This is a genomic window from Bradyrhizobium sp. SZCCT0153 (genome assembly GCF_018129995.1).
Classification (GTDB): Bacteria; Pseudomonadota; Alphaproteobacteria; order Rhizobiales; family Xanthobacteraceae; genus Bradyrhizobium; species Bradyrhizobium japonicum_G.
Genome location: NZ_JAFCKS010000007.1, coordinates 239,896 through 266,726, shown reverse-complemented (window position 1 = coordinate 266,726; position 26,831 = coordinate 239,896). Strand labels below are relative to the sequence as shown.

Genomic DNA, 26,831 nt, shown 5'->3' with positions numbered 1-26,831 from the left:
ATTTGTCATATGCTTAGGCGGCCAAAAGCCCGATCATTTCGTCAATTGCTCGAATTTTGAACATTCGTTGCCGAAAATGATGACAAGTGAGAAAAGTTGATCTAGCATCACCCTTGCTCAGGCTGGCCGCGAGGTCGAAGTCTGGTGGTCCAAGTCTCGGGAGGAGCCCCTGACGCGCAAAACGCAGCGTCGCCCCGCCAATCAAGATCAAATCTTAGAATCGGGGATAATAGGGTCGACACAATTTTCGAGCGGGGCTAGGGCCCCGCTCTTTTTTTGTCTGCGTGGCTGAACTGCCGATGAACGCTTCTCCCAATCCGGTCGAACAGAGTTTCGAGATCGCGGCGACGTGCTGCGCCGATCTCACGCCGCTCGTCTATCAACGTCTGTCCAAAGAGCATCCGGAAACGCAGGCGATGTTCCGCTCGCAAGGCAGCGAGCTCGTGAAGGGATCGATGCTCGCACTGACGATCGAGGCAATTCTCGACCTTGCCGGCGAACGTCGCGGGCATTTTCGGCTGATCGCCTGCGAGATCGCCTCGCACGACGCCTATGGCACGCCACGCGAGCTCTTCCTCGCGTTCTTCGCCGTCATCAGGGATACGCTGCGCGATCTCCTCCGCGATGAATGGTCGCCGGAGATCGCGCAGGCCTGGGATCAACTGCTCGTGGAGATCGACGCGTTCGCAGCCGTCCAGGCCTGACACTTTGCGCTGCACCAACACAGACTGCGGCGATCTCGCGTTGATTGCAGATTGAGTGGCATCAACTCTTGTGAGACACTTTCGGAGATCGGTCGCGCAATCAATGACGCGCCGACGCTAAGATTTTATGGGAGCGAGCGATGTCCGGGACGAAAGATTTCTCGACGACGAGGCGCGATCTTCTTCAGGCGGCAGCGACCGCCGGCGCCGCGACTGCCATCCTCGGCAGCATGGGCATAAACCCCGCCCTTGCAGCCGAAGTCGGACGAAGCGAGAAGCCGCTGAAGGCGGCCTTCTCCAATGCGGGCCTCCAGGCGACCTGGTGCGCGCAGGGCAAGCAGGCCGCGGAATTCTGGGGCAAGCTGTTCAACGTCGAGGTCACCTGGTTCGACGGCCAGCTCGATGCGGTGAAGCAGCGCGCGGCGATCGACAACATGGCCTCCCAGAAATGGGATTTCGTCGCCATCCAGGCCTTCGGCATCGGCACCCTCACCCAGCCCGTGCAGAAGATGATCGACGCCGGCACGCCGGTGATCGACATGGACACGCTGATTGCGCCGCTCGACCAGATCAACGTCCACTCCTTCCTTGCCCCCGACAACGAGTTCATGGGCGCCTCGGTGACGCAGGCGCTGTGCAACGCGATGGGCGGCAAGGGCAAGATCATCATGACCCAGGGCGCACTCGGCCACACCGGCGCGCAGGGCCGCGCAAAGGGCTTCAACAATGTCGTCAAGCAATTCCCCGGCATCGAGGTGCTCGACACCCAGCCCGCCGACTGGGACGTGTCGAAGACCGCGCGGCTATGGGAAACCTACCTGACGAAGTACCCGCAGATCGACGCGGCGTTCTTCCACAATGACGACATGGCGCTGGCCGCCGCCAACATCATGAAGGCGCGGGGCCGCACCAATATCCTGATCGGTGGCGTCGACGCCATGCCGCCGGCGATCCAGGCGGTCAGCGAAGGCCGCATGTTCGCCACGGTTCGCAATCCGTCCTGCCGCATCCACGGTGGCGCCATCATCGCGGGCGTCTCTGCCGTGGTCGGCGGCGAGAAGAGCGGACAGGGCATTCCGAAGAACGTCGTCACCGACGGCCCGGTCGTGACCAAGGCCAACGCCGCCGGGATGCAGTGGATGCAGGATCACTTCCTGATCTGAGCCTCCATGCGAGAGGATCGTTCGCCTATCCTGGAACTGCAGGGCATCACGAAGAGCTTCGGCGGCGTCGAAGCGCTTCGTGGTGTCGACTTCGCGCTTCATCCCGGCGAGATCCACGGTCTCGTCGGCGAGAACGGCGCGGGAAAAAGCACGCTGATGAAGATCATCGCCGGCGTGCACAGCGAATTCTCCGGCCGCTTCCTGATCGATGGAAAGGAGACTCATTTCCGCTCGGCGCGCGACGCGCATGCGGCCGGTATCGCCATGGTCCACCAGGAGCTCAGCGTCGCGCCGGACCTGACGGTCGCGGAGAACGTGTTCCTGGGCAATCAGCCGACCAACCGGCTCGGCCTGGTGCAATGGCGGCGCATGGCGCGCGAGGCCGGCGAGCAGCTCGCCCGCTTCGGCATCGACGTCGACCCGATGAGCAGGCTCGGCGACCTCCCGATCGGGCTCCAGCAACTGATCGAGATCGCGCGCGTGCTGTTCTCCGGCGCCCGCATCGTCATCCTGGACGAGCCGACCTCCGCGCTCTCGCCGCCCGAGGTCGAGCGGCTGTTCGCAACGCTTCGGCGGCTGCGCGAGGAAGGCACTGCCATCGTCTTCATCTCGCATTTCATCGAGGACATCCTGCTCGTGTCCGACATGGTGACGGTGTTCCGCAATGGGCGGAAGGTCGCCGAAACGCCTTCCACCGCAACCAGCAAGGGCGCGCTGATCGAGGCCATGATCGGCCGCGGCGGCGAAGCGCTCGAGCACAGCTATAGCGACGATCTGATGCTTCCCCAGCCGAGCGACAGCTCGGTGATCCTGAAGGTCGATCAGCTCTCGCTGGCGCGCAGCCTGAAGGACATCTCGTTCGAGGCCCGCGCGGGCGAAGTGCTCGGCATCTACGGTTTCATGGGCTGCGGCCAGCAGGAGCTGTCACGAATCCTGTTCGGCAAGCTGCAGCCGGACAGCGGCACGCTCGCCGTCGGCGGCACGCCCAAAACCTTCGCCAGCACGGCAGCGGCGCGACGCGCCGGCGTGGCGCTGGTGCCGGAGAGCCGGCGCGCCATGCTGTTTCACCAGGAGCCGGTCTACAAGAACATCTCGATCAGCATTCTGGACCGCATCTCGTCCCTGCTGCTCAAGCCGGCGCAGGAGCGCGACATCGCCCAGCGGCAGGTCGAGCAGTTGCAGATCCGGCCGCCGGTGGTCGGCCTCGACCTCGGCATGCTCTCCGGCGGCAACCAGCAGAAGGTCGCGCTGGCAAAGTGGCTGACCTATCCGCCAAAGCTGTTGGTGCTGTGCGAGCCGACCCGCGGCATGGATGTCGGCGCCAAGAACGACGTCATCAACATCGTCCGCGATCTCCGCGCCAAGGGGCTCGCCATCATCGTGCTGTCGACCGAGCCGGAGACGGTGCTGTCGCTGGCCGACCGCATCCTCGTGCTCAAGCGCGGCGCATTGGTGCGGGAATTCAAGAACGAGCCGGTCAGCAAGGACCGCCTGCTGGAAGCGGCGTGACGGAGAATCACCATGGCGAGCAGTGAGACGGCAGTGGCGGCAGGACAGCGGGCGCGTGGTCTTGCGCCCTTCCTGCGCTCGCAGATGCGCAACATCGCGCCGTTCCTGACGCTGATCTTCCTGTCCGGCTTCTTCGCCTTCGCCAGCCCCTCCTTCGCCACGCTCGACAATCTCGGCAACATCCTGACCCAGGTGTCGGTGACCGGCATCATCGCGGTCGGCCTCACCTTCGTGATCCTCTGCGCCGAGATCGACCTCTCCATCGCCAGCATCGCCAACGTCACCGGCATCGCGGTCGCCTACTTCACGCTGCAGGAATCCTACGTCAACATTCCCAACATCCCCCTGCCCGGGGCCGCGGCGATCCTGATGGCCATCCTGCTCTGCGCAGCGCTCGGCCTCGTCAATGCGCTGGGGCTGACCGTGATCGGCATCCCCTCCTTCATCATGACGCTGGCGATGATGCAGATCGCCGCCGGCATCTCGGCGATGCTGGTGCGCGGCCAGATCGCCTACAAGGTGCCCGGCCTGATCACCACGCTCGGCTCCGGCTCGATCGGCGGCATCCCCTGGATCGTCATCGTCGCCGCGATCATGCTGCTCGGCGGCCATCTGGTACTGACCTACACGCGCTTCGGCCGCTACGTCTACATGGTCGGGGGCAACCGCGAGGCGGCCGAATATTCCGGCCTCAACGTCAAGCTGATCCTCGGCGCCGTCATGGTGATCTCGGCGGTCTGCTCCGGCATCGGCGGCATGCTCGGCGTCGCCCATTTCGGCAGCGCGCAGCAGAACGAGTTCGACACCTATCTGCTCGACTCCATCGCCGCCGTCGTGGTCGGCGGCACCAGCCTGTTCGGCGGCCGCGGCGGCATCGGCAACACCATCGTCGGGCTTTTCGTTCTCGGTGTGCTCAACAACGGCCTCGACCACGTCAACATCGACAGCTTCCTGAAGATCCTGATCCGCGGCCTGATCCTGCTGGCGGCGCTGGTGATCAACGTCTATGCGCAGCGGCTGAGGGAGAAGGCGGTGGATTAGACAAGCCTCAAAACAAAAAGCGCGAAAACAACCCCATGCACAGTAGAAATCGCTGAGGAATCCAGATCGGCTTGACTTGAGCCGCAGCGAGACGAGCGTTTGACACGTCGGGCAAAACAGGTGCACGATGTCATCATGGGCGGTTGCTTCGAAAAGCCGTTGCCTACCCCGTCATTGCGAGCGCAGCGAAACAATCCAGGCTGCCGCCGCGGAAAGATTCTGGATTGCTTCGCTGCGCTCGCAATGACGATACGTCAACGGGGGCAATCAAGGACCGATACGATCGCAGGGCATGAGAAGGCGGCTCAGCTTGCCGCCTTCCTATCCGGCGCAAGCCGCGAGAACCGGAAATCGCAGTGGCTCGCGCCGCCCGCCAACGTCTGTGTCCTTTCCAGGCGAATGCCTCGCGCTGCGTAGGCGACGAAATCGAGCCCGCAAATGTTCGGCAAAATTTCCTTGTCGCCGTGGCGCGCCGCGAGTTTGCAGAAGCCGCAAGCCTTGTAGTTGATGCCGAATTCAAAGCTGTCGCCCGTATCCGGCTCGACAAAATCGTAGACGAAATCCTCCGGAAAATCCTTCTGATGGCTTTCAGTAACGCTCTTCGCCGCGTGCTGGCGCAGCACGGCCTGGTTCTCCAGCGACATGAAATGGCGCCCCGAGGCGAGACGTTCCGTTTCGGGCGTAGTCAGCAATTGCGCCTTGTAGGTTTCGCGCTCGATCTCGCCGATCACAGGCGGCGGCACGCCGTGGCGTCGCAGCACGCGGCTGATAGCCATGAAGCCCATGAGACGCATGAAGAAATCGCTCATGCGGCTTGCCGCACCGCCGACATAGGGCATCTGGGTGAGCACGATCTCGAATTCGGCCATCACCTCCCGCCCGATCCCGTCGATGTCGGATAGATGCGCGCGCTCGCGCAACATCGCCTCGGCAAGGTCGAGGCGATCGCGCATGGCGGCCTCCATGGCGTCCCGATGCGTCTCGTAGAAAGCATGAATGTTCTCAGCCATTGGATACACCCGATATGATTGGTTCATTGCAAGGCCGGCGACACCGGCTTCACGCCGCGGCGATCGCCTCGATCTCCAGCAGCCATTTGCTGTCGACGGTCTCGACGATCACGACCGTCAGCGCGGGCTGGTGTTCCCCGAGCATCGTGCGGCGAATGATGCGGTTAGGCACGACTTGATTGCGGTCGGTCAGGAACGTGGTGACCTTGACCAGATGCCCGACGCCAAGGTCCGCGGCGGCGAGCACCTCGATGACGTTGCGCCAGGCCTGCTCGCATTGCGCCTCGAAACCCTCGGGCACGGTACCGTCGGATCGTTCCGGCACCTGGCCGCTGATGAACAACAGGCGGCGATGCTGCTTCAGTTCAAGTCCCATGCAGTAGCCGCCGGCGGGCGCGTGGACCGTTGCGGGATTGTGGCTGACGACATGAGCTGGGGGCATGGAGTTTCTCCGGATTGCGGGCCGACCGTATCCGGCGACATCGCTGCTTCGCAAAGCATCATTCCTGCGGCTCAGCGCAAGAAAATCTATTGCAAGGCCGAGGCCCATCAGTGTCAAAATGGTGCGCGATGACCTACATCCTGCCACCACTCAACGCGCTCCGCGCTTTTGAGGCCGCCGCCCGGCATCTCAGCTTCAAGCTGGCCGCGCACGAGCTGCACGTGACGCCCGCCGCCGTGGGGCAGCAGGTGAAAGCGCTGGAGGCGCGCCTCGGCGTGCAGCTGTTCGAGCGGCTGCATAAGCAGCTCATCCTCACCGCGGCCGGTCGGGCCTATCTTCCCGGGGTCTCCGAAGGCTTCCGCCACATTGCGGAGGCCACCTCGCAATTGAAACCGGCAGGTGCGGCACTCCTGCAGCTGGGCGTCCATGGCGGCGTCGACTTGCGCCGCCTCCAATTGGAGGAGTTTCGCAGCACGCATGCGGAGATCGGCCTGCGGGTGCTGCAGCCGGCCGGCTTGCACGAATTGGTCGAGGGCAAGGTCGACCTGCTGATCGCCCGGGGCCTCCGCCATCATCCGGGCTATCGTTGCGACCGGGTCGATGAGGGATCGGGCGTCGGCGATTGGCTGATTGCGCCTCAAGGCACCGCGGATTGCCCCGAAATCGTCAGCTTCCGCGATTGGCTGCGCGCGCTGCCAGCCGAGAACCGGCTCGCAAACCACCGGCGCCCTCGGCTGGTCGGCATCATGGGAAGTTGAGGCGGCCGTCAGACGATGCCAACGCCGCCTGCCCCGCAATCTCCTCACTCCGCCAACACCCCACCGCGTGCCCATCGGGGCGCGTTTCCAGCATCGGCCCCGGCTCGTGACGGCACACATCCTCCGCGTGGCGGCAACGTGGACTGAACGCGCATCCGTTCGGCGGATTGAGCGGATTGGGAAGGTCGCCTCCTGTCGTCGCCAGCGGCGCATGGTGCAGCGGATCGGGAATGGCGGCGATCAGGGCTTGCGTGTAGGGGTGCGCAGGCCGCTCGAAGATCTCGCGCCAGCCGCCGTTCTCCACGATCCGGCCGAGATACATCACGGCGACCTTGTCGCTCATGTGCTCGACGACACCGAGGTCGTGGCTGATCATGATGTAGGAAAGACCGAGGGTGTCCTTCAATTCCAGCAGCAGATTGATGATCTGGGCGCGGATCGAGACGTCGAGCGCCGACACGGGCTCGTCGCAGATGACGATCCTGGGATTGAGGATCAGGGCGCGCGCAATGCCGATACGCTGGCGCTGGCCGCCGGAGAATTCGTGCGGGTAGCGGCCAGACTGTTCGGGCCGCAGGCCGACATGCCGAAGCATCGTCGCAACGCGGTCCTCGATCTCGCTTGCGGCGGTCACGCCGTGCACACGCAGGGGATCCTCGAGCGTGCGGCGCACGGTCTGGCGCGGATTGAGCGAGGCGTAGGGATCCTGAAACACCATTTGCACGGTGCGGGCCAGCGCCTTGCGATCGCCGGATTGCCGGTTCGTCACAACCTGCCCGTCCAGAACGATGCGGCCGCGCGTCGGCGTCAAGAGGCCGAGGATCGACAATGCGACCGTCGACTTGCCGGAGCCGGATTCGCCGACGAGGCCGAGGCATTCGCCGCGCTTCAGCCTGAGATCGACACCGTCGACGGCGCGCAACAGGCGCCGGCTGCGGCCGAGCAAGCCGCCGCCCAGCGGAAAATGAACCGCAAGATCCTCGACGCTGAGAATGACATCGTCGGCCTGCCCCGCCACACCCAGACCGTCGTGCGGTTCATGCATGATGATGACACCTGACCAGACCGCCGGCACTCAACAAATCCGTCTCCGGCACGACGGTCCGGCAAATATTGGTCGCCTGCGCGCAGCGCGGGTTGAACCTGCAGCCGTCAGGGAAATTCGTGATGGCCGGGACCACGCCCGCGATCTCCTTGAGCCTGCTGCGGCCGAGCGCGGCACGACTGCCCAGCCGCGGCAGCGAGTCGACCAGGCCCTGCGTATAGGGGTGCGAGGGGGCACGGAAAATATCGGCCGAGCCGCGCTCCTCGACGATGCGGCCGGCATACATGACGGCCACGCGGCGGCAGACATTGGCGACGAGGCCAAGGTCATGGCTGATCATCAGGATCGCCGTCCCCCGCTCGGCGCACAGATTGCGCATCAGCTCGATAATCTCGGCCTGCACGGTCACGTCGAGCGCGGTGGTCGGCTCGTCGGCGATCAGCAGGTCCGGACCGCAGGCCAGCGCGATGGCGATCATCACGCGCTGGCGCATGCCGCCCGACAGCTGGTGCGGGTAATCGTGCACGCGGCGCTCCGGCGCGGGGACGCGAACGTTCGCCAGCGCCTCGACCGCCAGCCGGTTGGCCTCCCGCCAGCTCTTGCCCTTGTGCAGCACGAACATCTCGGCGATCTGCCGTCCCACCGGCGAAACCGGATTGAGCGCCGTCATCGGCTCCTGGAAGATCATGGCGATGCGGTTGCCGCGGAGCTCCCGCTGCCTGGCCGCCGAAAGGTGCTGGATCTGATTCCCCTCGAAGCGGATGACGCCATTGCCGATCGACAGCGGCGGCCGCAACAGGCCGATCAGGGCGAGCGCCGTGATGCTCTTGCCGCAACCGGATTCGCCGACGAGACCGAACGTCTCGCCGCGATCGATCCGGAATGAAACGCCCTCGGCCGCCGCAACGCGCCGCGATCCGTCGTGAAGGTCGATACGCAAATCCTGGACTTCGATCAGCGGCGCGCCGGTCATGTCCGCCGGCTCCGCGATTGGGGATCGAGGATGTCGCGCAGGCCGTCGCCGAGCAGATTGAGACCAAGCACCGTCAGGAAGATGGCGAGGCCCGGAAAGACCGAGAGCCACGGCGCCGTCGTGATCTGGTCGCGGGCATCCGACAGCATGCTGCCCCAGCTCGGAAACGGCGGACGGACGCCGAGGCCAAGGAACGACAATGCGGCCTCGGAGAGGACCGCGCTGCCCATGCCGAGCGTGCCGATGACGACGATCGGTCCCAGCATGTTCGGCAGCAGCTGCGTAATCATGATGCGCAGATCGCCATAGCCGAGCACGGTCGCGGCCTGCACATAGCCCTGGCTTCGCAGCGACAGCGCCGAGGCCCGCGCGATGCGGCAAGTAAAGGACCAGTTGGTCAAGCCGAGCGCGATCAGCAGGCTGGTCAGGCCGGGGCCCAGCACCGCCATGATGGCGAGCGCGAAGATCAGCGAGGGGATCGCGAGCATGACGTTGGTCAGGCCGTTGACGACATCGTCCCACCAGCCGCCCCAATAGCCGGCACTCAGGCCCAGCGCCACGCCGATGACGCTGTTGATGAGCTGCGAGACGATGCCGACCGTCAGCGAGACGCGCGCACCGTAGACGACGCGAGAATAGATGTCGCGGCCCTGGTCGTCGGTGCCGAACCACCAAGTCCAGCTTGGCGGCTCCTCCGCGTTCATGAGATTGGCGTCGAGGACAGGGTCGGTATGCGCCAGCCAGGGCGCGAGCAGGCCGACCAGGATCGCAAGCGCGAACAGCGCGCCACCGATGATGAGATTGGCGCGGAGCTTCATGCGTATCTGATCCTGGGATCGATCACGCCGTAGAGCACGTCGATCAGCAGATTGATCGCCAGAAAGGCCAGCACCACGACGAGAATGGAGCCCTGGACCGCCGGAATGTCGCGCTGCAGGACACTGTCGACGAGCAGCGAGCCGATGCCCGGCCAGGAGTACAACTTCTCGACCACGACCGCCTGCCCCATCAGCGCGCCGAACTGCAGGCCGACGGTGGTGAGAATGATGACGAGCGCGTTGCGCATCACATGCCACTTCACGACTCGCGTCTCGCTCATGCCCTTGGAGCGCGCGGTGCGGACGAAATCGGCCGTCATGATCTCGAGCACAGCAGCGCGTGTCGTCCGGGCGAACAACGCCATCGGCGAGACGCCGAGCGTCACGGCCGGCAGGATCAGATATTTCAATCCCCCGTCGCCATAGCCGAAACTCGGCAGCCAGCCGAGCTTCAACGCGAAGAAGTACATCAGCACCAGCCCGAGCCAGAATTTGGCGATCGAAAGGCCCGATACCGCCACGACCATTGCGAGCGTGTCGACGATGCCCCCGGGCTTCAGGGCGGCGATGAAACCAAGCGGCACGCCGATCACGACGGAAAACGCCATGGCGGCGAAGATGAGCTGCAGCGTCGGCCACATCCGTTTGGCGATCATGGTCGTGACAGGCTCGCGCGTCCGGAATGACGTGCCGAAATCACCGGTCGCGAGCTTGGCGATGTAGGCGCCGAAGCGCACATAAACGGGATCGTCTAGGCCGAGCTGCTTCTTCATGCGTAGCTCGACCTGCGGATCGGCATCGTCGCTCATGCTCGAGACGATGCTGCCGGGCACGACGCTGAACAGCACGAAGACCAGCAGCACGACGGCGAGCACGGTCGGAATGGTCTGCACGAGACGGCGGAACAGGAAGGAGAGCATCGGCACTTTTCCTCTCTCCCTCCGTCGTTGGTCGCGATGGAGGGAGCGCGACAGCGCATGTCACTTCGCGGGCGAGGTCTCGTCGACCCAGAGGTCTTCGACGTTCTGATGGGTCAGCTCCGTCGCGTTCAGCTGGATCCCCTTGAGCCAGGGCTGCACGGCCATGACCGCCTTGTTGTAGTTGAAGAACCAGACCGGAGCCTCTTCGTACAGCAGCGCATTGGCCTTCTGCAGCAGCTGGATGCGCTTTGCAGCGTCGTCGGTCTGTCCGGCCTCGTCGATCAGCTTGTCGAACTCGGGGTTCTTGTAGTTCATGTAGTTGCAGGCCGATTGTGGCGTCGCGGAGTGGAAGCACTTGAGCGCGGCCTGGGGATCCGGGCCGGTCGCCTGGGAATAGATGAAGGCCTGGTAGTCGCCGCTGCGAACTACCTCCGCCAATACCGCGGTTTCGACCTGCTTGACCTTCGCCTTGATGCCGACCTTGTCCAGCATCGGGATGACGGCCGAAACGATCGGCAAGCCCCAGCTCTCGTTCTGGCTGGTGGTCCACTCGAACTCGAAGCCTGAAGGGTAGCCGGCGTCTGCGAGCAGCTGCCTGGCCTTGGCGGGATCGAACGCGTAGGGCTTCATGGCCTTGTCGTAGGCGGGCGAGGTCAGCGGCAGCCAGCTGGTGGCGCGATAGGCCTTGCCCTTCACCAGCTTGTTGATGATCAGGTCGGTGTCGATCGCGTAGTTGATCGCCTGCCGGACGCGCTTGTCGGCGAACGGCTTGAACGAGGGATTCATCCCCATGTAGCGGGTGAAGACCTCGGCGACTTCGACGACGGTGCCCTTGAGGTCGGCGTCGTTCTGATAAGCGACATATTGCGCAGGTCCCAGCACCGAGGTGTCGATCTCCTTGTTGCGGAAGGCGACATCGCGGGCCGCGGCCTCGCCCATGACCGACACGATGACCTTGTCGGCGTAGGGCTTGCCGGGCTTGTAGAACCGGTCCCACCGCTCCAGGACGATGCGCGATCCCGGCACGTGCTCGACGAATTTGAACGGCCCAAGGCCGATCGGATGCTGGATGAAGGTCTCCTTTGCTCCCTCATCGGCGGGATAGATCGAGGTCAGCGCGGTGAAGAAGTAGAATCCGGGATCGACTTTTTCGGTCAACTTCATTTCGAGGGTGAAGTCGTCGATCTTCCTCAGGCCGGATATCTCCTTGGCCTGGCCCTTCTCGACCGCGGCCGCGCCCTCGATGATGCGGACGTAACGTGCGCCGGGATAGGCCTTGGTGCCATCCATGATGCGGTTGTAGGACCAGATGACGTCGTCGGCCGTCATCTTGCGGCCGTTGTGGAAATAGGCGTCGTCGCGCAGCTTGAAGGTGTGAACGAAGCCACCGCCCGAGACCACATCCTCCTTGGCGAGTTCCAGAACCGGCTTGCCTTCCGCGGAATTCCAGATGTAGAGCGACCGGTGCAAGGCCTTGGCGTAGATCTCGTCCTGGGCGCGCTGGGTCGTATGGATGTCCAGGCTTGTGAAGCTCGAACCATAAGGCGCGGTCATACGGATGGTTCCGCCCCTGCGCGGGGTCTGGGCCTCCGCCGCACCGGCGAGCGCCAGGCCCAAACCAGCAACGATCGCCACTATCCTGAACATCATGGTCCCTCCGACAATGCAGGCGTGCTCCGGTCCGAGAGTTGACCATTCGCGGCACGTCGAATGCAAGCGCCTTGAAGCGGTTGACATATGCTGGCGCGGCGCCCGGGCTCCGCCGATCTGTTGGGACGCGTCTAGCCGGCCGTGAACTCCGGCTTCCAATCCCGCAGCTTCCGCGCTGCAGCGGTGACGTCCGCGATCGCCGGAAATGCCCCCGCCTCCACCATCATCGCCCTCGCCAGCCGCACGGCTCGCGCCTCGCTGATCGCCCGCCTCTTCGGATCCTCGATCAGCTCGAAGTCGATATTGTGGGCGAGACCGAAGATGCGGCGGATGGTTTTTGCGGCGGCGAAGCCGACCGTATCGGCGAAGAGGCGCTGCATGTAGGCATGCCGCTCCGCCTCGAGGCGGGCGGCGCCCTTCTCGCCGGCGAAGAGCGAGGCGGGATAGGCATCCCCCGCCGCGCTTGCGCGCCAGAGGTCAAGGAACTTGCGGGCGAACTCGTTCCAGACCTGCTCCACCGTTTCGAGCACCCAAGCCTCGAACGCGCGCCGCTCGCCGGGCGAGCGCTCGTGGCCGGCGGAGGCGAAATAGGCCATCAGGAGATTGGCCAGCACCGCGCCGATGTCGAATCCCATCGGGCCGTAGAATGCGAATTCGGGGTCGATCACCCGCGTCTGGCTGTCCGTGACCATGATCGAGCCGGTATGGAGGTCGCCATGGAGCAACGCCTCGGGGCTCGCCATGAACTTCAGCTTCAGCCGGGAGACGGCGACGTGCAGGTCCATGTCGTCGCGCAGTTCAGCGGCCAGACCGTCGAGATACGGCGCGGTCCAGCGGTTCTGCTCGGCGATCCGGTAGGGATCGGTGAAGATCAAATCCTCGGTGATCTTGCAGAGCGCATGGTTGCCGGCGAAGGCCGCGATGCCTTCCTTCTTCTCGGCGGCGGACAGCGCGAGGTCGGAGGTGAAGAACAGCGTCCGCGCCATGAAGGTGGTGATGTCGTCCACAAAGCGCGGATATTGCGTGCCCGCGACCATCCCCTTGCGCATGATGATGTGGGGCTCGAGCAGCTCCATCACCGTCAGCGCCAAGGTCTCGTTGTGGTGCAGCAAAGCCGGCACGAGACCGGGTGCGAGCTCGGCCTGCCGGGACAAGGCCAGAAATTCGTAATGGGCGCGCGACAGCGGCAGCGGCCAGCTCTCGCCGACGAGGCGGACGTAAGGCAGCGCCTGCTTCAGGGCGACGCCGCCGCGCGCGCCCTTGACGATGAAGACGAGGTTGAGGTTGCCGTCGCCGACTTCGGTGATGGGCCAGGCGGCCGGCTCGCCGCCGAGGATCGCCCCAAGGTCCGGAGCGGCCGCGAGATAATCCCGCAGATCCGCCTCATGCAAGATCCGGTAGCCTCCCGCCTGCCCCTGCGCCATGACGATCCCATCCCATTTGCATGGCCGGATCGTTACTCCCGCTCCAGGAAGCTCGAGCCGATCTCGGCCTTTCTTTTGATCGGATCGTAATCGCAATAGACGCTGTCCGCCACCAGCGTGTAGCTGGCACTGACGTTGTATTTGTCCAGCTTGACCGAGTTCAGGCCGATCACCGAGGTGCTCTTGCCCCCGTTCCACTTGAACGGCGTCGAGCTCTTGGCCTGCTCGCAGGCGATCACGGCCTCGTTGAAGACGTAGCCCTCGACGAACGCCTTCAGCGTCCGCGCCTGCACGGCCATCTTCCATTCAAAATAGCCGATGGCGCCGAGGCCAACGACGATCAGAAACAGAAGCGCGACGACGATCCTCTGAAAAGTCATTCGTTCCCCCAAAAACAACGACGCAACACCGAAAAACCCGGCAAAAACCCGGCAAAAAACCTAGCAGAAAACCTAGAACGGCATGCCCATCAATTTCGACAGGCGTTCGATCGAGAGATAGCCGGCGTGATAGGCGACCATGGCGATCCCGTAGATGATCGCCGAGAGGATCGTGGTCCAGATCAGCTTGCTCCTCATCCGCGTCAGGATCGGCGCACCGGGGTCGGTGCCGGGTGCGCCGACGCCGTCCTCGTGCTGGCTGCGCACGCCGAAGGGCAGCGTCAGGAACAGCGCGATCCACCAGATGACGAAGTAGATCGCGATTGCGGTTGAGATCTGGATGGCCATGGTCCGGCCTTACGCCTGCTCGATTTCGACCAGGGCACCGGAAAAATCCTTCGGGTGCAGGAACAGCACCGGCTTGCCGTGCGCGCCGATCTTCGGCACGCCGTCGCCGAGCACCCGCGCGCCCTCCTTCACCAGCGTGTCGCGCGAGGCGATGATGTCGACGACCTCGTAGCAGACGTGGTGGATGCCGCCGTCGGCATTGCGCTCGAGGAATTTTGCGATCGGCGAGGCCTCGCCGAGCGGCTCGATGAACTCGATCTTGGTGTTGGGGAGCGTCGCGAACACGGTGGTGACGCCATGATCGGGCAGCGCGACGGCCTCCGAGATCTGCGCCCCGAAGGCGGCGCCATAGATCTTCGCGGCCTTGACGGCGTCCTTGGTCGCGATCGCGACATGGTTGAGCCGGCCCAGCATGTTTCTTCTCCCTTAAGGCATGATCCGGACCCGAAGGGCCGCGGTAGCGCAAAGTGTGAAGCGGTCTTCCGAAAAGATCGTGCCCAAATCAGACTGTCAGGATGTGTACCAGACAGGGAGGCTTTTTGCCCCAATGTTCGTTGATCACGGCACGGACGGCGCGCCGCACCGACTCGGCCAGCGCATCCGCATCGCGGCGGCGCGCCTTCGGCAGGCCCTCGACGGTGGAGACCACGGCGTCGAAGACGATGTCGTCGAAGGGTTCGCCCGCCCTGTTCTTCTCGGGGATGCCGACGAGATCGACCTCGGGATCGTCGGCAAGCTCGCCCTGGTCGGTCATGGCGATGGCGACGAAGGCACAGCCCGAAAACGCCATGCGGCGGCGCTCGACCACGGCACGGGACTTGGAATCCTCCAGGATCGTGCCGTCCTTGTAGAGACGGCCCGAGGGCACTTCCCCGATGATGCCGGGATCGCCGGGGCCGAGCTTGACGAGATCGCCGTTGCGGACGACCAGCACGCGCGGCACGCCGGCGGCGCGCGCGAGCTTGGCGTGCTCGTTCAGGTGCAGCGCCTCGCCGTGGACGGGGATCAGGAGCTGCGGCCTGGTCCAGGCGATCATGTCGCGCAGCTCGTCGCGGCGGGGATGGCCGGAGACGTGAACCAGATGGTCGCGGTCGGTGATGACCTCGACACCCTGTAAAACCAGGCCATTGATAATTGCGCCGACCGCCTTCTCGTTGCCGGGAATGGTGCGCGAGGAGAAGATCACGCTGTCGCCGCGGTTGAGCGTGATCTCGGGATGGTCGTCATTGGCGATGCGCGCCAGCGCCGCGCGCGGCTCGCCCTGGCTGCCGGTGCAGAGCGCCAGCACCTTGTCCTGCGGCAGATGGCCGTAGACCTCGGGGGAGCGGAAACTCTGCACGCCGTCGAGATAGCCGGTCTCGCGCGCGACCTGCACCACGCGCTCCATGGCGCGGCCGACCACGACGACCTCACGGTCGGCGGCCTTCGCAGCGATGGCGACGGCCTTGAGGCGCGCGACGTTGGAGGCAAAGGTCGTGACTGCGACGCGGCCCTTGGCGGCCTTGACGAGTTCGGTAATGGATCGGGCAACCTCGGCTTCCGAGGGTGAGCGGCCGTCGCGCACGGCGTTGGTGGAATCGCCGATCAAGGCGAGCAGCCCCTGATCACCCAGTTCGCGCAGCCGCTTCTCGTCGGTCGGGCGGCCGATGATCGGGGTCGGATCGATCTTCCAGTCGCCGGTGTGCAGCACCGTGCCGACGTCGGTGTGAATCGCCAGCGCATGCGACTCCGGGATCGAATGCGCGACGGGAATGAACTCGACGTTGAATGGGCCGACATCGATGCGGCCGCCCGACGGCACCACCGTCACCGGGATCTTCGGCGCGTTGCGCTCGGCGGCGCATTTGGCCTCGAACAGCGCCGCGCTGAACTGGGTCGCATAGATCGGGCATTTCAGCCTGGGCCAGAGATCGATGATGGCGCCGAAATGGTCCTCATGGGCGTGGGTCAGCACCAGCCCCATCAGGTTCTTGCGCTCCTTCTCCAGGAAGCTGATGTCGGGCATGATCAGGTCGATGCCCGGCAGATGCTCCTCGTCGCCGAAGGAGACGCCGAGATCGATCGCCAGCCAGGCCCGCTGCTGGCGGTTGCCGAGGCCGTAGATCGACAGGTTCATGCCGATCTCGCCGACGCCGCCGAGCGGCGCAAAGACCAGTTCTTCAGGTTTCGCCATCACGCAGCTCCCACGGAGGCGGCCGAGCCGAAGAACACCTCGCCGGCCGCCACCGGCAGGCGTCGGCCGTCAGTGGTGCGGACGATCAGGCAACCGGTATCGTCGATCGTGTCAAAAATGCCTTCCAGTGTCATCGTTCCCGTGTTGATCGCGACCCGCGCGCCAAGCCCGGCCGCGCGCTCCAGCCAGAGCTTGCGGATCTCGGCAAAGCCGCGGCCATTGTCCCAGATGCCGCGGAACTCCACCCAGGCATCGGATAGCGCCGCAAACAGCTCTTCCGCGCTGATCTGGACGCCGAGCGCGGCGAGCGACACTGCGGGCGTCGGGGTGCCCTCGGGTGCTGCGACGACGTTGGTGCCGATGCCGACGACAACGGCCAGGCGATCGCCGATGGCCTCGGCCTCGAGGCCGATGCCGACCAGCTTCCTGCCGCCCGCAAGCACGTCGTTCGGCCATTTCAGGGCGTAGCGGGGACGGCCCTCGCCAAGGCGCAAAGCGGCCTCGAGGCTGACCTTCTCGAGGGCAGCCTCCTCCGCCAGCCCCGCCGCGAAGCCGATCGTGGCGGCGACGGCGGGCGCAATGTCCAGAACCTCGAGGACGCTGGCCGCAAGGTTACCACGCGGCGCGATCCAGGAGCGCTGGCGGCGGCCGCGGCCAGCGGTCTGCTCGGATGTCACGAACCACATCGGGCCGCGCTCGCCGCCCCTGGCATGCGCGATCGCCTCGGTATTGGTCGAGCCGGTCCGGTCGAACGCTGCGAGCTTGTAGCCCGCCGAGAGTGCGCGAGGACCGAGCGCGAATCCCATCCTAGAACAGCGACTTTGCCGCGGCGGAGGCGACGCTCACCACTGGCCCTGCGAACAGCGCAAACAGGATGTTGAACAGGCCCGCGACCGCCAGCACCGTCTTCACCTCGACGCGCACCGGATCGACCTGCCCGGCCGGCTCGTCGAAATACATCGTCTTGACGATGGTGAGATAGTAGTAGGCGCCGACCACGCTGGTCAGCACGCCGACCACCGCAAGCGTGAACAAATTGGCCTTGATCGCGGCGACGAAGACGTACCATTTGGCGAAGAAGCCCGCGAGCGGCGGGATGCCGGCCAGCGAGAACAGCAGCATCGCGAACATGAAGGCGAGCAGCGGATTGGTGCGCGACAGGCCCGCGAAATCGCTGATCTGCTCGACCGCCTGGCCGTTGCGGCGCATGGCCAGGATGATCGAGAACGAGCCCAGCGTCATCGCGACATAGATCACGATGTACATCAGCACGCCCTGCGCGCCCTCGACGGTGCCGGAGGCAAGACCGACCAGGGCAAAGCCCATGTGGCCGATCGAGGAATAGGCCATCAGGCGCTTGATGTTGCTCTGGCCGATCGCAGCGAACGAACCCAGCGCCATCGACGCAATGGCGACGAACACCAGGATCTGCTGCCACTGCGAGACGATGCCCGGGAATGCGGTGAGCGTGACGCGGGTGAAGACGGCGAGCGCGGCGACCTTCGGAGCCGAGGCGAAGAACGCGGTGACCGGGGTCGGCGCGCCCTCGTACACGTCGGGCGTCCACATGTGGAACGGCACGGCCGAGACCTTGAAGCAGAGGCCGGCGAGCAGGAAGACCAGGCCGAACACCAGGCCGACATTCGAGACCGTCGCGGCTGCCGCGATGCCCGTGAAGGAGACCGTTCCGGTGAAGCCGTAGATCAGCGAGGAGCCGTACAGCAACATGCCCGACGACAGCGCGCCGAGCACGAAGTACTTCAGGCCGGCTTCGGTCGATTTCGCGTTGTCGCGGTTCGAGGCCGCCACGACATAGAGCGCCAGCGACATCAATTCGAGGCCGAGATAGAGCGAGATCAGGTCGCCGGCCGAGATCAGCACCATCATGCCGAGCGTCGAGAGCAGCACCAGGATCGCGTATTCGAAGATGCGGCGCGACGGGTCGGACAGGAACTCGGTCGACAGCACCAGCGTCACCGCCGAGCCGATCAGGGCCAGGATCTTCATGAAGCGGGCGAAATCGTCGACGATGAAGCTGCCGCCGAAGGTCACCTGCTTGCCCGCGGGCTGAAGGTAGACGAGCACGCCGACCGCGACCAGGAGCAGGACCGCGAGCGAGGTCACCGTCCTGGTGGTCTCCTGCCCGCGATAGGCGCCGAGCATCAGGAGCGCCATGGCGCCGACCGCGAGCACGAGCTCGGGCAGCACCGGCGCCAGTTGATAACCTGCAGTCTCAAAGCTCATGGCGATATCCTGACCTGCCCGCTCACTGGAGCAGTGCGGCGGCCTTCACGGCCGTCACAGCGGTGTTGTAATTGTTGACGAGTTGCTGGACCGAGGCGGCCGACATGTCGAGCACGGGCTTCGGGTAAACGCCGAACAGGATCGTCAGCGCGATCAGCGGGAACAGCGTCACGCACTCGCGCAGGGTGAGATCCTTCATGCTCATCAGCGACGGCTTGACCAGCGCCCCGAACACGACCTTGCGGTAAAGCCACAGCGCATAGGCCGCCGACAGGATCACACCGAAGGTCGCGAAGAACGCTGTCGGGATCGAGACCTTGAAGGTGCCAAGCAGCGTCATGAACTCGCCGACGAAGCCGCTCGTTCCGGGCAGGCCGACATTGGCCATGGTGAAGACCATGAAGGTCAGCGCGTAGAGCGGCATCCGGTTGACGAGGCCGCCATAGGCCGCGATCTCGCGGGTGTGCATGCGGTCGTAGACGATGCCGACGCAGAGGAACAGCGCGCCGGAGACGATGCCGTGCGAGATCATCTGGAACACGCCGCCGGCGACGCCCTGCATGGTGCCGGCGAAGATGCCCATGGTGACGAAGCCCATATGCGCGACCGACGAGTACGCGATCAGCTTCTTCATGTCCTCCTGCATCAAGGCCACCAGCGAGGTGTAGATGATGGCGATGGCGGAGAGCGTGAAGACCAGCGGCGCGAAGTCGTGCGAGGCCAGCGGGAACATCGGCAGCGAGAAGCGCAGGAAGCCGTAGCCGCCCATCTTCAGCAGGATTGCGGCGAGCACCACCGAGCCTGCGGTCGGCGCCTCGACGTGCGCGTCGGGGAGCCAGGTGTGCACCGGCCACATCGGCATCTTCACCGCGAAGGAGGCGAAGAAGGCCAGCCACGCCCAGGTCTGCAACGACCGCGGCACGGCGGTGTGCATCAGGGTCGGGATGTCGGTGGTGCCGCCGTTCCAGTACAGCGCCATGATGGCGAGCAGCATCAGGACCGAGCCGAGCAGCGTGTAGAGGAAGAACTTGAAGGACGCGTAGACCCGGCGCGGACCGCCCCAGACGCCGATGATCAGGAACATCGGGATCAGGCCGCCCTCGAAGAACAGGTAGAACAGCACGAGATCGAGCGCCGAGAAGGTGCCGATCATCAGCGTTTCCAGGATCAGGAACGCCATCATGTATTCGCGGACGCGGTTGGTGATCGCCTTCCAGCTCGCGATGATGCAGAACGGCATGATGGCGGTGGTCAGGATCACGAGCGGCAGCGAGATGCCGTCCACGCCCATGTGGTAGGTGATACCGGTGGCGAGCCAGTTCGCCTTCTCGACGAACTGGAAGTCGGGGTTCGACGCATCGAAGCGCATGACCAGGATCACCGACACCGCGAAGGTGATCAGCGTGGTCCACAGCGCGATCCAGCGCGAGTTGCGCCGGGCCGCCTCGTCGTCGCCGCGGCTGAGATAGACGATCAGCGCGCCGACCAAGGGCAGGAACGTCGTGACCGAAAGGATGGGCCAGGTCGTCATTTACTGGCCTCCAAAGCCGAACATGAACCAGGTGATCAGGCCGGCGGCGCCGATCAGCATGGCAAACGCGTAGTGATAGAGATAACCGGTCTGGATCTTCACGACGTTGCGGGTGACGTCCAGCACGCGGGCCGAGATGCCGTCGGGACCCAGGCCGTCGATGATGACGCCGTCGCCCTTCTTCCAGAGCTGGTAGCCGATCCACTTCGCCGGACGGACGAAGATGAGGTCGTAGAGCTCGTCGAAGTACCATTTGTTGAGCAGGAACTGGTACAGCATCGGCTGCGTCTTCGCGAGTTCGACCGGCAGATAGGGCCGGCGGATGTAGAACAGGTACGACACCAGGAAGCCCAGCACCATCATCACCGTCGGCAGGAACGCGATGCTCTCGGGGATGTGGTGCATTTCCTCGATGATGTGCGGATTCATCTTCACGGATTCGCGGAAGAACTCCTCGATGCCGTGACCGGCGAACAGTTCCTTGAACGGGAAGCCGGCCATGATGGAGCCGACCGCGAGCACGCCGATCGGGATCAGCATCCAGATCGGGGCCTCGTGCGCCGCCTCGTAATGATGCTCGTCATGCGGCTCGCCATGGAAGGTCTTGAAGATGAGGCGCCAGGAGTAGAACGAGGTCAGGCCGGCGGCGACGACCGTCATCAGGAAGCCGTACATCGCGAACGGATTGTGCGAGGCGTAGGCGGACTCGATGATGGCGTCCTTGGAGAAATAGCCCGCGGTCAGCGGGAAGCCGGTCAGGGCCAGCGTGCCGACCACCATCACCGCGTAGGTGTAGGGGATCTTCTTCCAGAGGCCGCCCATGTTGCGGATGTCCTGCTCGTGGTGCATCGCGTAGATCACCGAGCCGGAGCCCAGGAACAGCAGCGCCTTGAAGAAGGCGTGCGTGAACAGATGGAACATGCCGACCGAATAGGCCCCCGCTCCCATCGCCACGAACATGTAACCCAGCTGCGAACAGGTCGAATACGCGACGATGCGCTTGATGTCGTTCTGGACGAGGCCGATGGTCGCGGCGAAGAACGCCGTGGTCGCGCCGAAGAACATCACGACGGCCTGCGCGTTCGGCGCCAGCTCGAACAGCGGCGACAGGCGCGCCACCATGAAGACGCCGGCGGTGACCATGGTCGCGGCGTGGATCAGTGCCGAGACCGGGGTCGGGCCTTCCATCGCGTCCGGCAACCAGGTGTGCAGCAGGAACTGCGCCGATTTGCCCATCGCGCCCATGAACAGCAGCAGGCAGGTCAGGGTCAGCGCATCGGCGTGCCAGCCGAGGAAGTCGATGGTCTTGCCGGTGAGGCCCGGCGCCGTGTGGAAGATGGTCTCGAAATCGGTCGAGCCGACCAGCAGGAAGATCGCGAAGATGCCTAGCGCGAAGCCGAAATCGCCGACGCGGTTGACCACGAAGGCCTTGATGGCGGCGGCGTTCGCCGACGGCTTCTGGTACCAGAAGCCGATCAGGAGGTAGCTCGCCAGACCGACGCCTTCCCAGCCGAAGAACAGCTGCACGAGATTGTCCGCGGTCACCAGCATCAGCATGGCGAAGGTGAACAGGCTGAGATAGCCGAAGAAGCGCGGCCGGTTCGGATCCTCGTCCATGTAGCCGATCGAATAGAGGTGCACGAGCGAGGACACGGTCGTCACCACCACCAGCATCACGGCCGTGAGCGTATCGACCCGAAGCGTCCAGTAGACCTGGAGATCGCCGGAGAGAATCCACGGCATCAGCGGAATGCGCATGTCGTGATGCATGAAGCCGACGTCGACCAGCGTCATCCATGACAGGGCCGCCGACACGAACAGGAGCGCCGTGGTGATCAGCTCGGCGCCGCGCGAGCCGGCCGCGGGCGGCTCGGCCGGACCGTGGTCGTCGTGAGCATGATCGTCGTGACCATGGTCGTCATGGGCCGCCGCCGCGTGGGCGTCGCCATGGCCGTGACCGTGGTCGCCGTGATGCTCCACTTCGTCGCCCGAGGGGTTGCGGGCATGCGCGCCGAACAGCGCGATCAGGCCGGCCAGAATGGCGCCCAGCAGAGGCAGAAAAACGATCGCCTGGACCATGACTGAGATCAGCCCTTCATCAGATTGACGTCCTCAACCGCGATCGAGCCGCGGTTGCGGAAATAGACCACCAGGATGGCGAGACCGATCGCGGCTTCAGCGGCCGCGACGGTGAGCACCAGGAGCGCGAAGACCTGGCCGACGATGTCGCCGAGGAAGGTCGAGAACGCCACGAGGTTGATGTTGACCGAGAGCAGGATCAGCTCGATCGACATCAGGATGACGATGATGTTCTTGCGGTTCAGGAAGATGCCGAGGATGCCGAGCGTGAACAGGATCGCGCCGACCGCCAGATAGTGTCCGAGCCCGATCGTCATTTCACCCACTCCGCCGCGTCGCTGTCCTGGAGCCCCTGCCCCGGCGCCACCTTGCGCATCGCCATCGCCATCTCGGGCGTGCGCGCGTTCTGAACGTTGATGTCCTGCCGCTTCACGCTCGCCTTGTGGCGCAGCGTCAGCACGATGGCGCCGATCATGGCAACCAGAAGCACCATGCCCGAGAGCTGGAAGTAGTGGATGTACTTCGTATAGAGCACGAGGCCGAGCGATTCGGTGTTGCTGACATTGGTCGGGATCGCCGCCGTGATCGTCTTGGCGACGCCGGGATTGATGACCCAGAAGCCCACGGTGAGCAGCAGCTCGAACAGGAAGATGCCGCCGATCACGAGGCCGACCGGCAGGTACTCGATGAAACCCTCGCGCAGCTCGAGGAAGTCGACGTCGAGCATCATGATCACGAACAGGAACAGCACCGCGACCGCGCCGACATAGACGACGATCAGGATCATCGCCAGGAACTCGGCACCCATCAGCACGAACAGGCCGGAGGCGTTGACGAAGGCCAGGATCAGGTACAGCACGGAGTGCACGGGATTGCGCGAGACAATCACCATCACCGCCGAGGCGACGCAGACGCCTGCGAAGAGATAGAAGAACAGCGCGGGAAGGATCATGCTCTCATCTCACCGGTACGGCGCGTCGAGCTCGATCGCTTTGGCGATCTCGCGTTCCCAGCGGTCGCCATTGGCGAGCAGCTTGGCCTTGTCATAGAACAGTTCCTCGCGGGTCTCGGTCGCGAACTCGAAGTTCGGACCTTCGACGATGGCGTCGACCGGGCAGGCCTCCTGGCAGAGGCCGCAATAGATGCACTTCACCATGTCGATGTCGTAGCGCACCGTGCGGCGGGTGCCGTCGTTGCGGCGCGGACCGGCCTCGATGGTGATCGCCTGCGCCGGGCAGATCGCTTCGCACAGCTTGCAGGCGATGCAGCGCTCTTCACCGTTCGGATAGCGGCGCAGCGCGTGCTCGCCGCGGAAGCGCGGCGAGATCGGGCCCTTCTCGAACGGATAGTTCAGCGTCGGCTTCGGCTGGAAGAAATAGCGCATGGCGAGGAAGAACGCCGAGACGAATTCCGACAGCAGAAGCGAGCGTGCAGTGGCGTTGACGTTGATACCCATGACGGCCCTCACTTCGGCGCGATGCCGGCAAAGTGCAGCACACCGGCCACCACGATCACCATCGCCAGCGACAGCGGCAGGAACACTTTCCAGCCGAGGCGCATCAGTTGATCGTAGCGGTAGCGGGGCACGATCGCCTTTGCCATCGCGAACAGGAAGAACATGAAGAACACTTTGAGCGAGAACCAGATGATCCCCGGCACCCAGTTGAAAGGCGGCAGGTCGACCGGCGGCAGCCAGCCCCCGAGGAACAGGATCGTCGCCATCGCACACATCGTGACGATCGCGACATACTCGCCGAGCATGAACAGCAGATACGGCGTCGATCCGTATTCGACCATGAAGCCGGCGACCAGTTCGGATTCCGCTTCGACGAGGTCGAAGGGCGGACGGTTGGTCTCCGCCAGCGCCGAGACGTAGAAGATCACGAACATCGGGAACAGCGGCCAGACGTACCAGTTCAGGATCGTCAGCTGCGGCAGCCCGATCAGGCTGGCCAGGCCGCGGACATGCTGAGCCTCGACCACGGCCGAGAGGTTCAGCGTGCCGGCGCAGAGCAGCACGGTGATGATGACGAAGCCGATCGAGACCTCGTAGGACACCATCTGCGCCGCCGAGCGCAGCGCCGCCAGGAACGGATATTTCGAGTTCGACGACCAGCCGGCCATGATGATGCCGTAGATCGACAGCGACGAGATCGCGAAGATGAACAGGATGCCGACATTGATGTCGGAGATCACCCAGCCGAGATTGGTCGGAATCACCGCCCAGGCCGCGAGCGCCAGGACGCACGAGACCAAGGGAGCAAGGAGAAACACGCCCTTGTTGGCGCCGGCCGGGATGATCGGCTCCTTCAGCACGAATTTCAGCAGGTCGGCGAAGGACTGCAGCAGGCCCCAGGGTCCGACCACGTTCGGGCCACGGCGAATCTGCACCGCCGCCCAGATCTTGCGGTCGGCGAGCAGGATGTAGGCAATCGCGATCAGAAGGACGACGAGCACCAGAACGCTCTCCGCGATCATGATGATCAGCGGCCAGAGGAACCCGGTCCAGAATGCGCTTTCGAAGAATTCCATCAGATCACGCTCACTCCGCTGCGGTCAGCATCTGCCCGGAGGCAAGCCGCGAGCATTCCGCCATCACGGCGGACGCACGCGCGATTGGGTTGGTCAGGTAGAAGTCCTCGACCAGCGGCTTGAACGGCGCCTTCTCGGGCGAGCCGCCCTTCCCCGCCAGCTTCTTGACCTGGTCGGCGGATCCGGCCTCGATCTGGTCGAGACGGATCAGATGCGGCACAGCCTTGAAGATCGCCTGGCGGAGCGCCGACAGCGAGTCATAGCCGAGCTTCTTGCCGAGCGCCTCCGAGAGCGCGCGCACGATCGCCCAGTCCTCGCGGGCCTCGCCCGGCGGGAATGCGGCACGGCCTGTCATCTGCACGCGGCCTTCGGTGTTGACGTAGATCGCGGATTTCTCGGTGTAGGCGGCCGCCGGCAGGATGACGTCGGCGCGATGCGCGCCGCGGTCGCCATGGGTGCCGATATAGACGACGAAAGTGCCGTCCGGCGCCTTGATCTCGTCGGCGCCGAGCAGGAACAAGAGGTCGAGCGTGCCGAACGTCGTCATCTGCGCGGCGTTCAATCCGCCCTGACCGGCGACAAAGCCGATATCCAGCGCTCCGACGCGCGAGGCGGTCTCGTGCAGCACGCCGAAGCCGTTCCAGCCGTCCTTTATCGCACCGACGTCGAGCGCGAGCTTGGCGCTGGCTGCAAGAATGGCGGCGCCGTCGTGACGCGAGGCTGCACCCGCGCCGACGAGGATGATCGGGTTCTTGGCGTTCTTCAGCACGTCCATGAAGGAGTGCTTCCCGGCGGCAAGTTCGCCGAGCGTCTCGGTACCCGCACCGAGATGGTCATAGTCGTACGTCAGATCGGCTTTCGCGCCGATCACGCCGACCTTGAAGCCGCCGGCACGCCAGCGCTTGCGGATGCGGGCGTTGAACACCGCCGCTTCCTTGCGCGGATTGGCGCCGATGATGAGCAGCGCGTCGGCCTGCTCGACGCCTGCAAGCGTCGGATTGAAGATGTAGGAACCGCGGCCGAGCGCGGGATCGAAGGCGTCGCCGCCCTGCACTGCCAGATTGGCCGAGCCGTATTTGGCAAGCAGATCCTTCAGCGCGAACATCTCCTCGACGCCGGAAAGATCGCCGGCGATGGCGCCGATGCGCTTGCCGTCGGTGCGCGCCGCCTTGGCCGCGATGGTTGCGAAGGCCTCGGGCCAGCTTGCCGCGCGAAGCTTGCCGGCCTCGCGGATATAGGGCCGGTCGAGCCGCTGGGTGCGCAGGCCGTCGACGACGTGACGGGTCTTGTCCGAGATCCACTCCTCGTTCACGGCCTCGTTGATGCGCGGCAGCACGCGCATCACCTCGCGGCCGCGGGTGTCGACGCGGATCGCAGATCCCACGCCGTCCATCACGTCGACCGACTGGGTCTTGCCGAGCTCCCAGGGGCGCGCGGCGAAAGCATAGGGCTTCGAGGTCAGCGCGCCGACCGGGCAGATGTCGACGAGATTGCCCTGCAATTCCGACGTCAGCGCGTGCTCGAGATACGTGGTGATCTCCATGTCCTCGCCGCGGCCGGTGGCGCCCATCTCGGGAGCGCCGGCGACTTCCGCCGAGAAGCGGACGCAGCGCGTGCACTGGATGCAGCGGTTCATCGAGGTCTTGACCAGCGCGCCGAGATATTTGTCCTCGACCGCGCGCTTGTTCTCGGCGAAGCGGCTGGTGTCGACACCATAGCCCATCGCCTGGTCCTGAAGATCGCACTCGCCGCCCTGGTCGCAGATCGGGCAGTCCAGCGGATGGTTGATCAGAAGGAATTCCATCACGCCTTCGCGCGCCTTCTTCACCATCGGCGAACGCGTCGAGATTTCCGGCGGCTCGCCCTTGGGGCCCGGACGGCAATCGCGCACGCCCCAGGCGCAGCTCGCGACCGGCTTCGGGCCGCCCTTCACTTCGACGAGGCACATCCGGCAATTGCCGGCGATCGACAGCCGCTCGTGATAGCAGAAGCGCGGAATCTCGGCGCCGGCCGCTTCGCACGCCTGAAGCAGCGTGTACTCCGGCGGGACATCGATCTCTTTGCCGTCGATGATGAGCTTGGTCATT

The 26,831-nt window shown here is 64.6% G+C and carries 26 protein-coding genes; 5 read left to right on the top strand and 21 right to left on the bottom strand.

Annotated elements, in window-relative coordinates; genetic code table 11:
* The first annotated feature begins 299 nt into the window (after window positions 1–299).
* The 4 genes from JQ572_RS28000 to JQ572_RS27985 all read left to right on the top strand — a co-directional run bounded on the left by JQ572_RS28000 (window position 300) and on the right by JQ572_RS27985 (window position 4,417).
* Window positions 300–704, top strand: coding sequence for a globin (locus JQ572_RS28000; protein WP_211386054.1), 405 nt, complete (start codon window positions 300–302; stop codon window positions 702–704).
* 140 nt (window positions 705–844) lie between these two features.
* Window positions 845–1,867, top strand: coding sequence for a sugar ABC transporter substrate-binding protein (locus tag JQ572_RS27995; protein ID WP_007610940.1), 1,023 nt, complete (start codon window positions 845–847; stop codon window positions 1,865–1,867).
* A 6-nt stretch (window positions 1,868–1,873) separates the two neighbouring features.
* The gene (locus tag JQ572_RS27990) at window positions 1,874–3,376 is read left to right on the top strand and encodes a sugar ABC transporter ATP-binding protein (protein WP_211386053.1); all 1,503 of its coding nucleotides are present in this window, start codon (window positions 1,874–1,876) and stop codon (window positions 3,374–3,376) included.
* 12 nt (window positions 3,377–3,388) lie between these two features.
* A complete protein-coding gene (locus JQ572_RS27985) occupies window positions 3,389–4,417 on the top strand; it encodes an ABC transporter permease (protein WP_211386052.1) in 1,029 nt (342 codons plus the stop codon).
* Window positions 4,418–4,722: 305 nt separating this feature from the next.
* Here the strand turns inward: JQ572_RS27985 and JQ572_RS27980 are convergent, their stop codons facing one another.
* Both JQ572_RS27980 and JQ572_RS27975 read right to left on the bottom strand, forming a co-directional pair.
* Window positions 4,723–5,427 (bottom strand): L-2-amino-thiazoline-4-carboxylic acid hydrolase, encoded by a 705-nt coding sequence (locus tag JQ572_RS27980; RefSeq protein ID WP_211386051.1) that lies wholly within the window; start codon window positions 5,425–5,427, stop codon window positions 4,723–4,725.
* A 49-nt stretch (window positions 5,428–5,476) separates the two neighbouring features.
* Window positions 5,477–5,869 (bottom strand): RidA family protein, encoded by a 393-nt coding sequence (locus JQ572_RS27975; RefSeq protein WP_211386050.1) that lies wholly within the window; start codon window positions 5,867–5,869, stop codon window positions 5,477–5,479.
* A gap of 128 nt (window positions 5,870–5,997) precedes the next feature.
* Between JQ572_RS27975 and JQ572_RS27970 the strand changes: the two genes are divergently transcribed.
* Window positions 5,998–6,627, top strand: coding sequence for a LysR family transcriptional regulator (locus JQ572_RS27970; protein WP_211386049.1), 630 nt, complete (start codon window positions 5,998–6,000; stop codon window positions 6,625–6,627).
* Here JQ572_RS27970 and JQ572_RS27965 read toward each other — a convergent pair.
* The 19 genes from JQ572_RS27965 to nuoG all read right to left on the bottom strand — a co-directional run bounded on the left by JQ572_RS27965 (window position 6,614) and on the right by nuoG (window position 26,830).
* A complete protein-coding gene (locus tag JQ572_RS27965) occupies window positions 6,614–7,672 on the bottom strand; it encodes an ABC transporter ATP-binding protein (RefSeq protein WP_211386048.1) in 1,059 nt (352 codons plus the stop codon). The two genes, JQ572_RS27970 and JQ572_RS27965, sit on opposite strands and share 14 nt — an antisense overlap.
* The gene (locus tag JQ572_RS27960; RefSeq protein ID WP_211386047.1) at window positions 7,665–8,645 is read right to left on the bottom strand and encodes an ABC transporter ATP-binding protein; all 981 of its coding nucleotides are present in this window, start codon (window positions 8,643–8,645) and stop codon (window positions 7,665–7,667) included. Before JQ572_RS27960 ends, JQ572_RS27965 begins: the two co-directional genes overlap by 8 nt.
* The gene (locus JQ572_RS27955; RefSeq protein WP_211386046.1) at window positions 8,642–9,463 is read right to left on the bottom strand and encodes an ABC transporter permease; all 822 of its coding nucleotides are present in this window, start codon (window positions 9,461–9,463) and stop codon (window positions 8,642–8,644) included. The genes JQ572_RS27960 and JQ572_RS27955 overlap by 4 nt, the downstream gene beginning before the upstream one ends.
* Entirely contained in the window at window positions 9,460–10,383 is a 924-nt protein-coding gene (locus JQ572_RS27950) for an ABC transporter permease (protein ID WP_211386085.1), read from the bottom strand. The genes JQ572_RS27955 and JQ572_RS27950 overlap by 4 nt, the downstream gene beginning before the upstream one ends.
* Window positions 10,384–10,443: 60 nt before the next feature.
* Window positions 10,444–12,033 (bottom strand): ABC transporter substrate-binding protein, encoded by a 1,590-nt coding sequence (locus JQ572_RS27945; RefSeq protein ID WP_211386045.1) that lies wholly within the window; start codon window positions 12,031–12,033, stop codon window positions 10,444–10,446.
* Between the two features lie 131 nt (window positions 12,034–12,164).
* Window positions 12,165–13,457: an S-methyl-5-thioribose kinase gene (gene mtnK / locus JQ572_RS27940; protein WP_211386044.1), complete on the bottom strand. Its 1,293-nt coding sequence runs from the start codon at window positions 13,455–13,457 to the stop codon at window positions 12,165–12,167.
* Window positions 13,458–13,489: 32 nt separating this feature from the next.
* Window positions 13,490–13,837: a hypothetical protein gene (locus JQ572_RS27935; RefSeq protein ID WP_211386043.1), complete on the bottom strand. Its 348-nt coding sequence runs from the start codon at window positions 13,835–13,837 to the stop codon at window positions 13,490–13,492.
* 72 nt (window positions 13,838–13,909) lie between these two features.
* A complete protein-coding gene (locus JQ572_RS27930) occupies window positions 13,910–14,185 on the bottom strand; it encodes a DUF1467 family protein (protein ID WP_211386042.1) in 276 nt (91 codons plus the stop codon).
* Window positions 14,186–14,194: 9 nt separating this feature from the next.
* Window positions 14,195–14,599 carry a methylmalonyl-CoA epimerase gene (gene mce, locus JQ572_RS27925; RefSeq protein WP_211386041.1) on the bottom strand — a complete coding sequence of 135 codons (405 nt, stop codon included), beginning with the start codon at window positions 14,597–14,599 and terminating at the stop codon, window positions 14,195–14,197.
* A gap of 88 nt (window positions 14,600–14,687) precedes the next feature.
* Window positions 14,688–16,358: a ribonuclease J gene (locus JQ572_RS27920; protein ID WP_211386040.1), complete on the bottom strand. Its 1,671-nt coding sequence runs from the start codon at window positions 16,356–16,358 to the stop codon at window positions 14,688–14,690.
* On the bottom strand, window positions 16,358–17,164 hold the full coding sequence (locus JQ572_RS27915) for a biotin--[acetyl-CoA-carboxylase] ligase (RefSeq protein ID WP_211386039.1): 807 nt from the start codon (window positions 17,162–17,164) through the stop codon (window positions 16,358–16,360). Before JQ572_RS27915 ends, JQ572_RS27920 begins: the two co-directional genes overlap by 1 nt.
* Before the next feature lies 1 nt (window position 17,165).
* The gene (gene nuoN / locus JQ572_RS27910; protein WP_211386038.1) at window positions 17,166–18,602 is read right to left on the bottom strand and encodes an NADH-quinone oxidoreductase subunit NuoN; all 1,437 of its coding nucleotides are present in this window, start codon (window positions 18,600–18,602) and stop codon (window positions 17,166–17,168) included.
* A 22-nt stretch (window positions 18,603–18,624) separates the two neighbouring features.
* The gene (locus JQ572_RS27905; protein WP_211386037.1) at window positions 18,625–20,133 is read right to left on the bottom strand and encodes an NADH-quinone oxidoreductase subunit M; all 1,509 of its coding nucleotides are present in this window, start codon (window positions 20,131–20,133) and stop codon (window positions 18,625–18,627) included.
* Window positions 20,134–22,212 (bottom strand): NADH-quinone oxidoreductase subunit L, encoded by a 2,079-nt coding sequence (gene nuoL, locus JQ572_RS27900; RefSeq protein WP_211386036.1) that lies wholly within the window; start codon window positions 22,210–22,212, stop codon window positions 20,134–20,136.
* Between the two features lie 8 nt (window positions 22,213–22,220).
* The gene (nuoK, locus tag JQ572_RS27895; RefSeq protein ID WP_008547737.1) at window positions 22,221–22,529 is read right to left on the bottom strand and encodes an NADH-quinone oxidoreductase subunit NuoK; all 309 of its coding nucleotides are present in this window, start codon (window positions 22,527–22,529) and stop codon (window positions 22,221–22,223) included.
* A complete protein-coding gene (locus JQ572_RS27890; RefSeq protein WP_211386035.1) occupies window positions 22,526–23,164 on the bottom strand; it encodes an NADH-quinone oxidoreductase subunit J in 639 nt (212 codons plus the stop codon). The genes nuoK and JQ572_RS27890 overlap by 4 nt, the downstream gene beginning before the upstream one ends.
* 9 nt (window positions 23,165–23,173) lie before the next feature.
* Window positions 23,174–23,668 carry an NADH-quinone oxidoreductase subunit NuoI gene (gene nuoI / locus JQ572_RS27885; RefSeq protein WP_014494864.1) on the bottom strand — a complete coding sequence of 165 codons (495 nt, stop codon included), beginning with the start codon at window positions 23,666–23,668 and terminating at the stop codon, window positions 23,174–23,176.
* An 8-nt stretch (window positions 23,669–23,676) separates the two neighbouring features.
* Window positions 23,677–24,744, bottom strand: coding sequence for an NADH-quinone oxidoreductase subunit NuoH (nuoH, locus tag JQ572_RS27880; protein WP_211386034.1), 1,068 nt, complete (start codon window positions 24,742–24,744; stop codon window positions 23,677–23,679).
* A 10-nt stretch (window positions 24,745–24,754) separates the two neighbouring features.
* Window positions 24,755–26,830 (bottom strand): NADH-quinone oxidoreductase subunit NuoG, encoded by a 2,076-nt coding sequence (gene nuoG / locus JQ572_RS27875; protein WP_211386033.1) that lies wholly within the window; start codon window positions 26,828–26,830, stop codon window positions 24,755–24,757.
* Between the last annotated feature and the right edge of the window lies 1 nt (window position 26,831).

Bases quoted from the DNA above. Each gene is read 5' to 3' on its own strand.
- JQ572_RS27915 (WP_211386039.1), bottom strand. From the start codon at position 17,164: ATGGGATTCGCGCTCGGTCCTCGCGCACTCTCGGCGGGCTACAAGCTC.
- mce (WP_211386041.1), bottom strand. From the start codon at position 14,599: ATGCTGGGCCGGCTCAACCATGTCGCGATCGCGACCAAGGACGCCGTC.
- JQ572_RS27965 (WP_211386048.1), bottom strand. From the start codon at position 7,672: ATGCATGAACCGCACGACGGTCTGGGTGTGGCGGGGCAGGCCGACGAT.
- nuoI (WP_014494864.1), bottom strand. From the start codon at position 23,668: ATGGGTATCAACGTCAACGCCACTGCACGCTCGCTTCTGCTGTCGGAA.
- JQ572_RS27995 (WP_007610940.1), top strand. From the start codon at position 845: ATGTCCGGGACGAAAGATTTCTCGACGACGAGGCGCGATCTTCTTCAG.
- nuoG (WP_211386033.1), bottom strand. From the start codon at position 26,830: ATGACCAAGCTCATCATCGACGGCAAAGAGATCGATGTCCCGCCGGAG.
- nuoL (WP_211386036.1), bottom strand. From the start codon at position 22,212: ATGGTCCAGGCGATCGTTTTTCTGCCTCTGCTGGGCGCCATTCTGGCC.
- JQ572_RS27905 (WP_211386037.1), bottom strand. From the start codon at position 20,133: ATGACGACCTGGCCCATCCTTTCGGTCACGACGTTCCTGCCCTTGGTC.
- nuoN (WP_211386038.1), bottom strand. From the start codon at position 18,602: ATGAGCTTTGAGACTGCAGGTTATCAACTGGCGCCGGTGCTGCCCGAG.
- JQ572_RS27990 (WP_211386053.1), top strand. From the start codon at position 1,874: ATGCGAGAGGATCGTTCGCCTATCCTGGAACTGCAGGGCATCACGAAG.
- JQ572_RS27930 (WP_211386042.1), bottom strand. From the start codon at position 14,185: ATGGCCATCCAGATCTCAACCGCAATCGCGATCTACTTCGTCATCTGG.
- JQ572_RS28000 (WP_211386054.1), top strand. From the start codon at position 300: ATGAACGCTTCTCCCAATCCGGTCGAACAGAGTTTCGAGATCGCGGCG.
- JQ572_RS27945 (WP_211386045.1), bottom strand. From the start codon at position 12,033: ATGATGTTCAGGATAGTGGCGATCGTTGCTGGTTTGGGCCTGGCGCTC.
- JQ572_RS27890 (WP_211386035.1), bottom strand. From the start codon at position 23,164: ATGATCCTTCCCGCGCTGTTCTTCTATCTCTTCGCAGGCGTCTGCGTC.
- JQ572_RS27980 (WP_211386051.1), bottom strand. From the start codon at position 5,427: ATGGCTGAGAACATTCATGCTTTCTACGAGACGCATCGGGACGCCATG.
- JQ572_RS27985 (WP_211386052.1), top strand. From the start codon at position 3,389: ATGGCGAGCAGTGAGACGGCAGTGGCGGCAGGACAGCGGGCGCGTGGT.
- JQ572_RS27970 (WP_211386049.1), top strand. From the start codon at position 5,998: ATGACCTACATCCTGCCACCACTCAACGCGCTCCGCGCTTTTGAGGCC.
- JQ572_RS27950 (WP_211386085.1), bottom strand. From the start codon at position 10,383: ATGCTCTCCTTCCTGTTCCGCCGTCTCGTGCAGACCATTCCGACCGTG.
- JQ572_RS27955 (WP_211386046.1), bottom strand. From the start codon at position 9,463: ATGAAGCTCCGCGCCAATCTCATCATCGGTGGCGCGCTGTTCGCGCTT.
- nuoH (WP_211386034.1), bottom strand. From the start codon at position 24,744: ATGGAATTCTTCGAAAGCGCATTCTGGACCGGGTTCCTCTGGCCGCTG.
- mtnK (WP_211386044.1), bottom strand. From the start codon at position 13,457: ATGGCGCAGGGGCAGGCGGGAGGCTACCGGATCTTGCATGAGGCGGAT.
- JQ572_RS27975 (WP_211386050.1), bottom strand. From the start codon at position 5,869: ATGCCCCCAGCTCATGTCGTCAGCCACAATCCCGCAACGGTCCACGCG.
- JQ572_RS27960 (WP_211386047.1), bottom strand. From the start codon at position 8,645: ATGACCGGCGCGCCGCTGATCGAAGTCCAGGATTTGCGTATCGACCTT.
- JQ572_RS27920 (WP_211386040.1), bottom strand. From the start codon at position 16,358: ATGGCGAAACCTGAAGAACTGGTCTTTGCGCCGCTCGGCGGCGTCGGC.
- nuoK (WP_008547737.1), bottom strand. From the start codon at position 22,529: ATGACGATCGGGCTCGGACACTATCTGGCGGTCGGCGCGATCCTGTTC.
- JQ572_RS27935 (WP_211386043.1), bottom strand. From the start codon at position 13,837: ATGACTTTTCAGAGGATCGTCGTCGCGCTTCTGTTTCTGATCGTCGTT.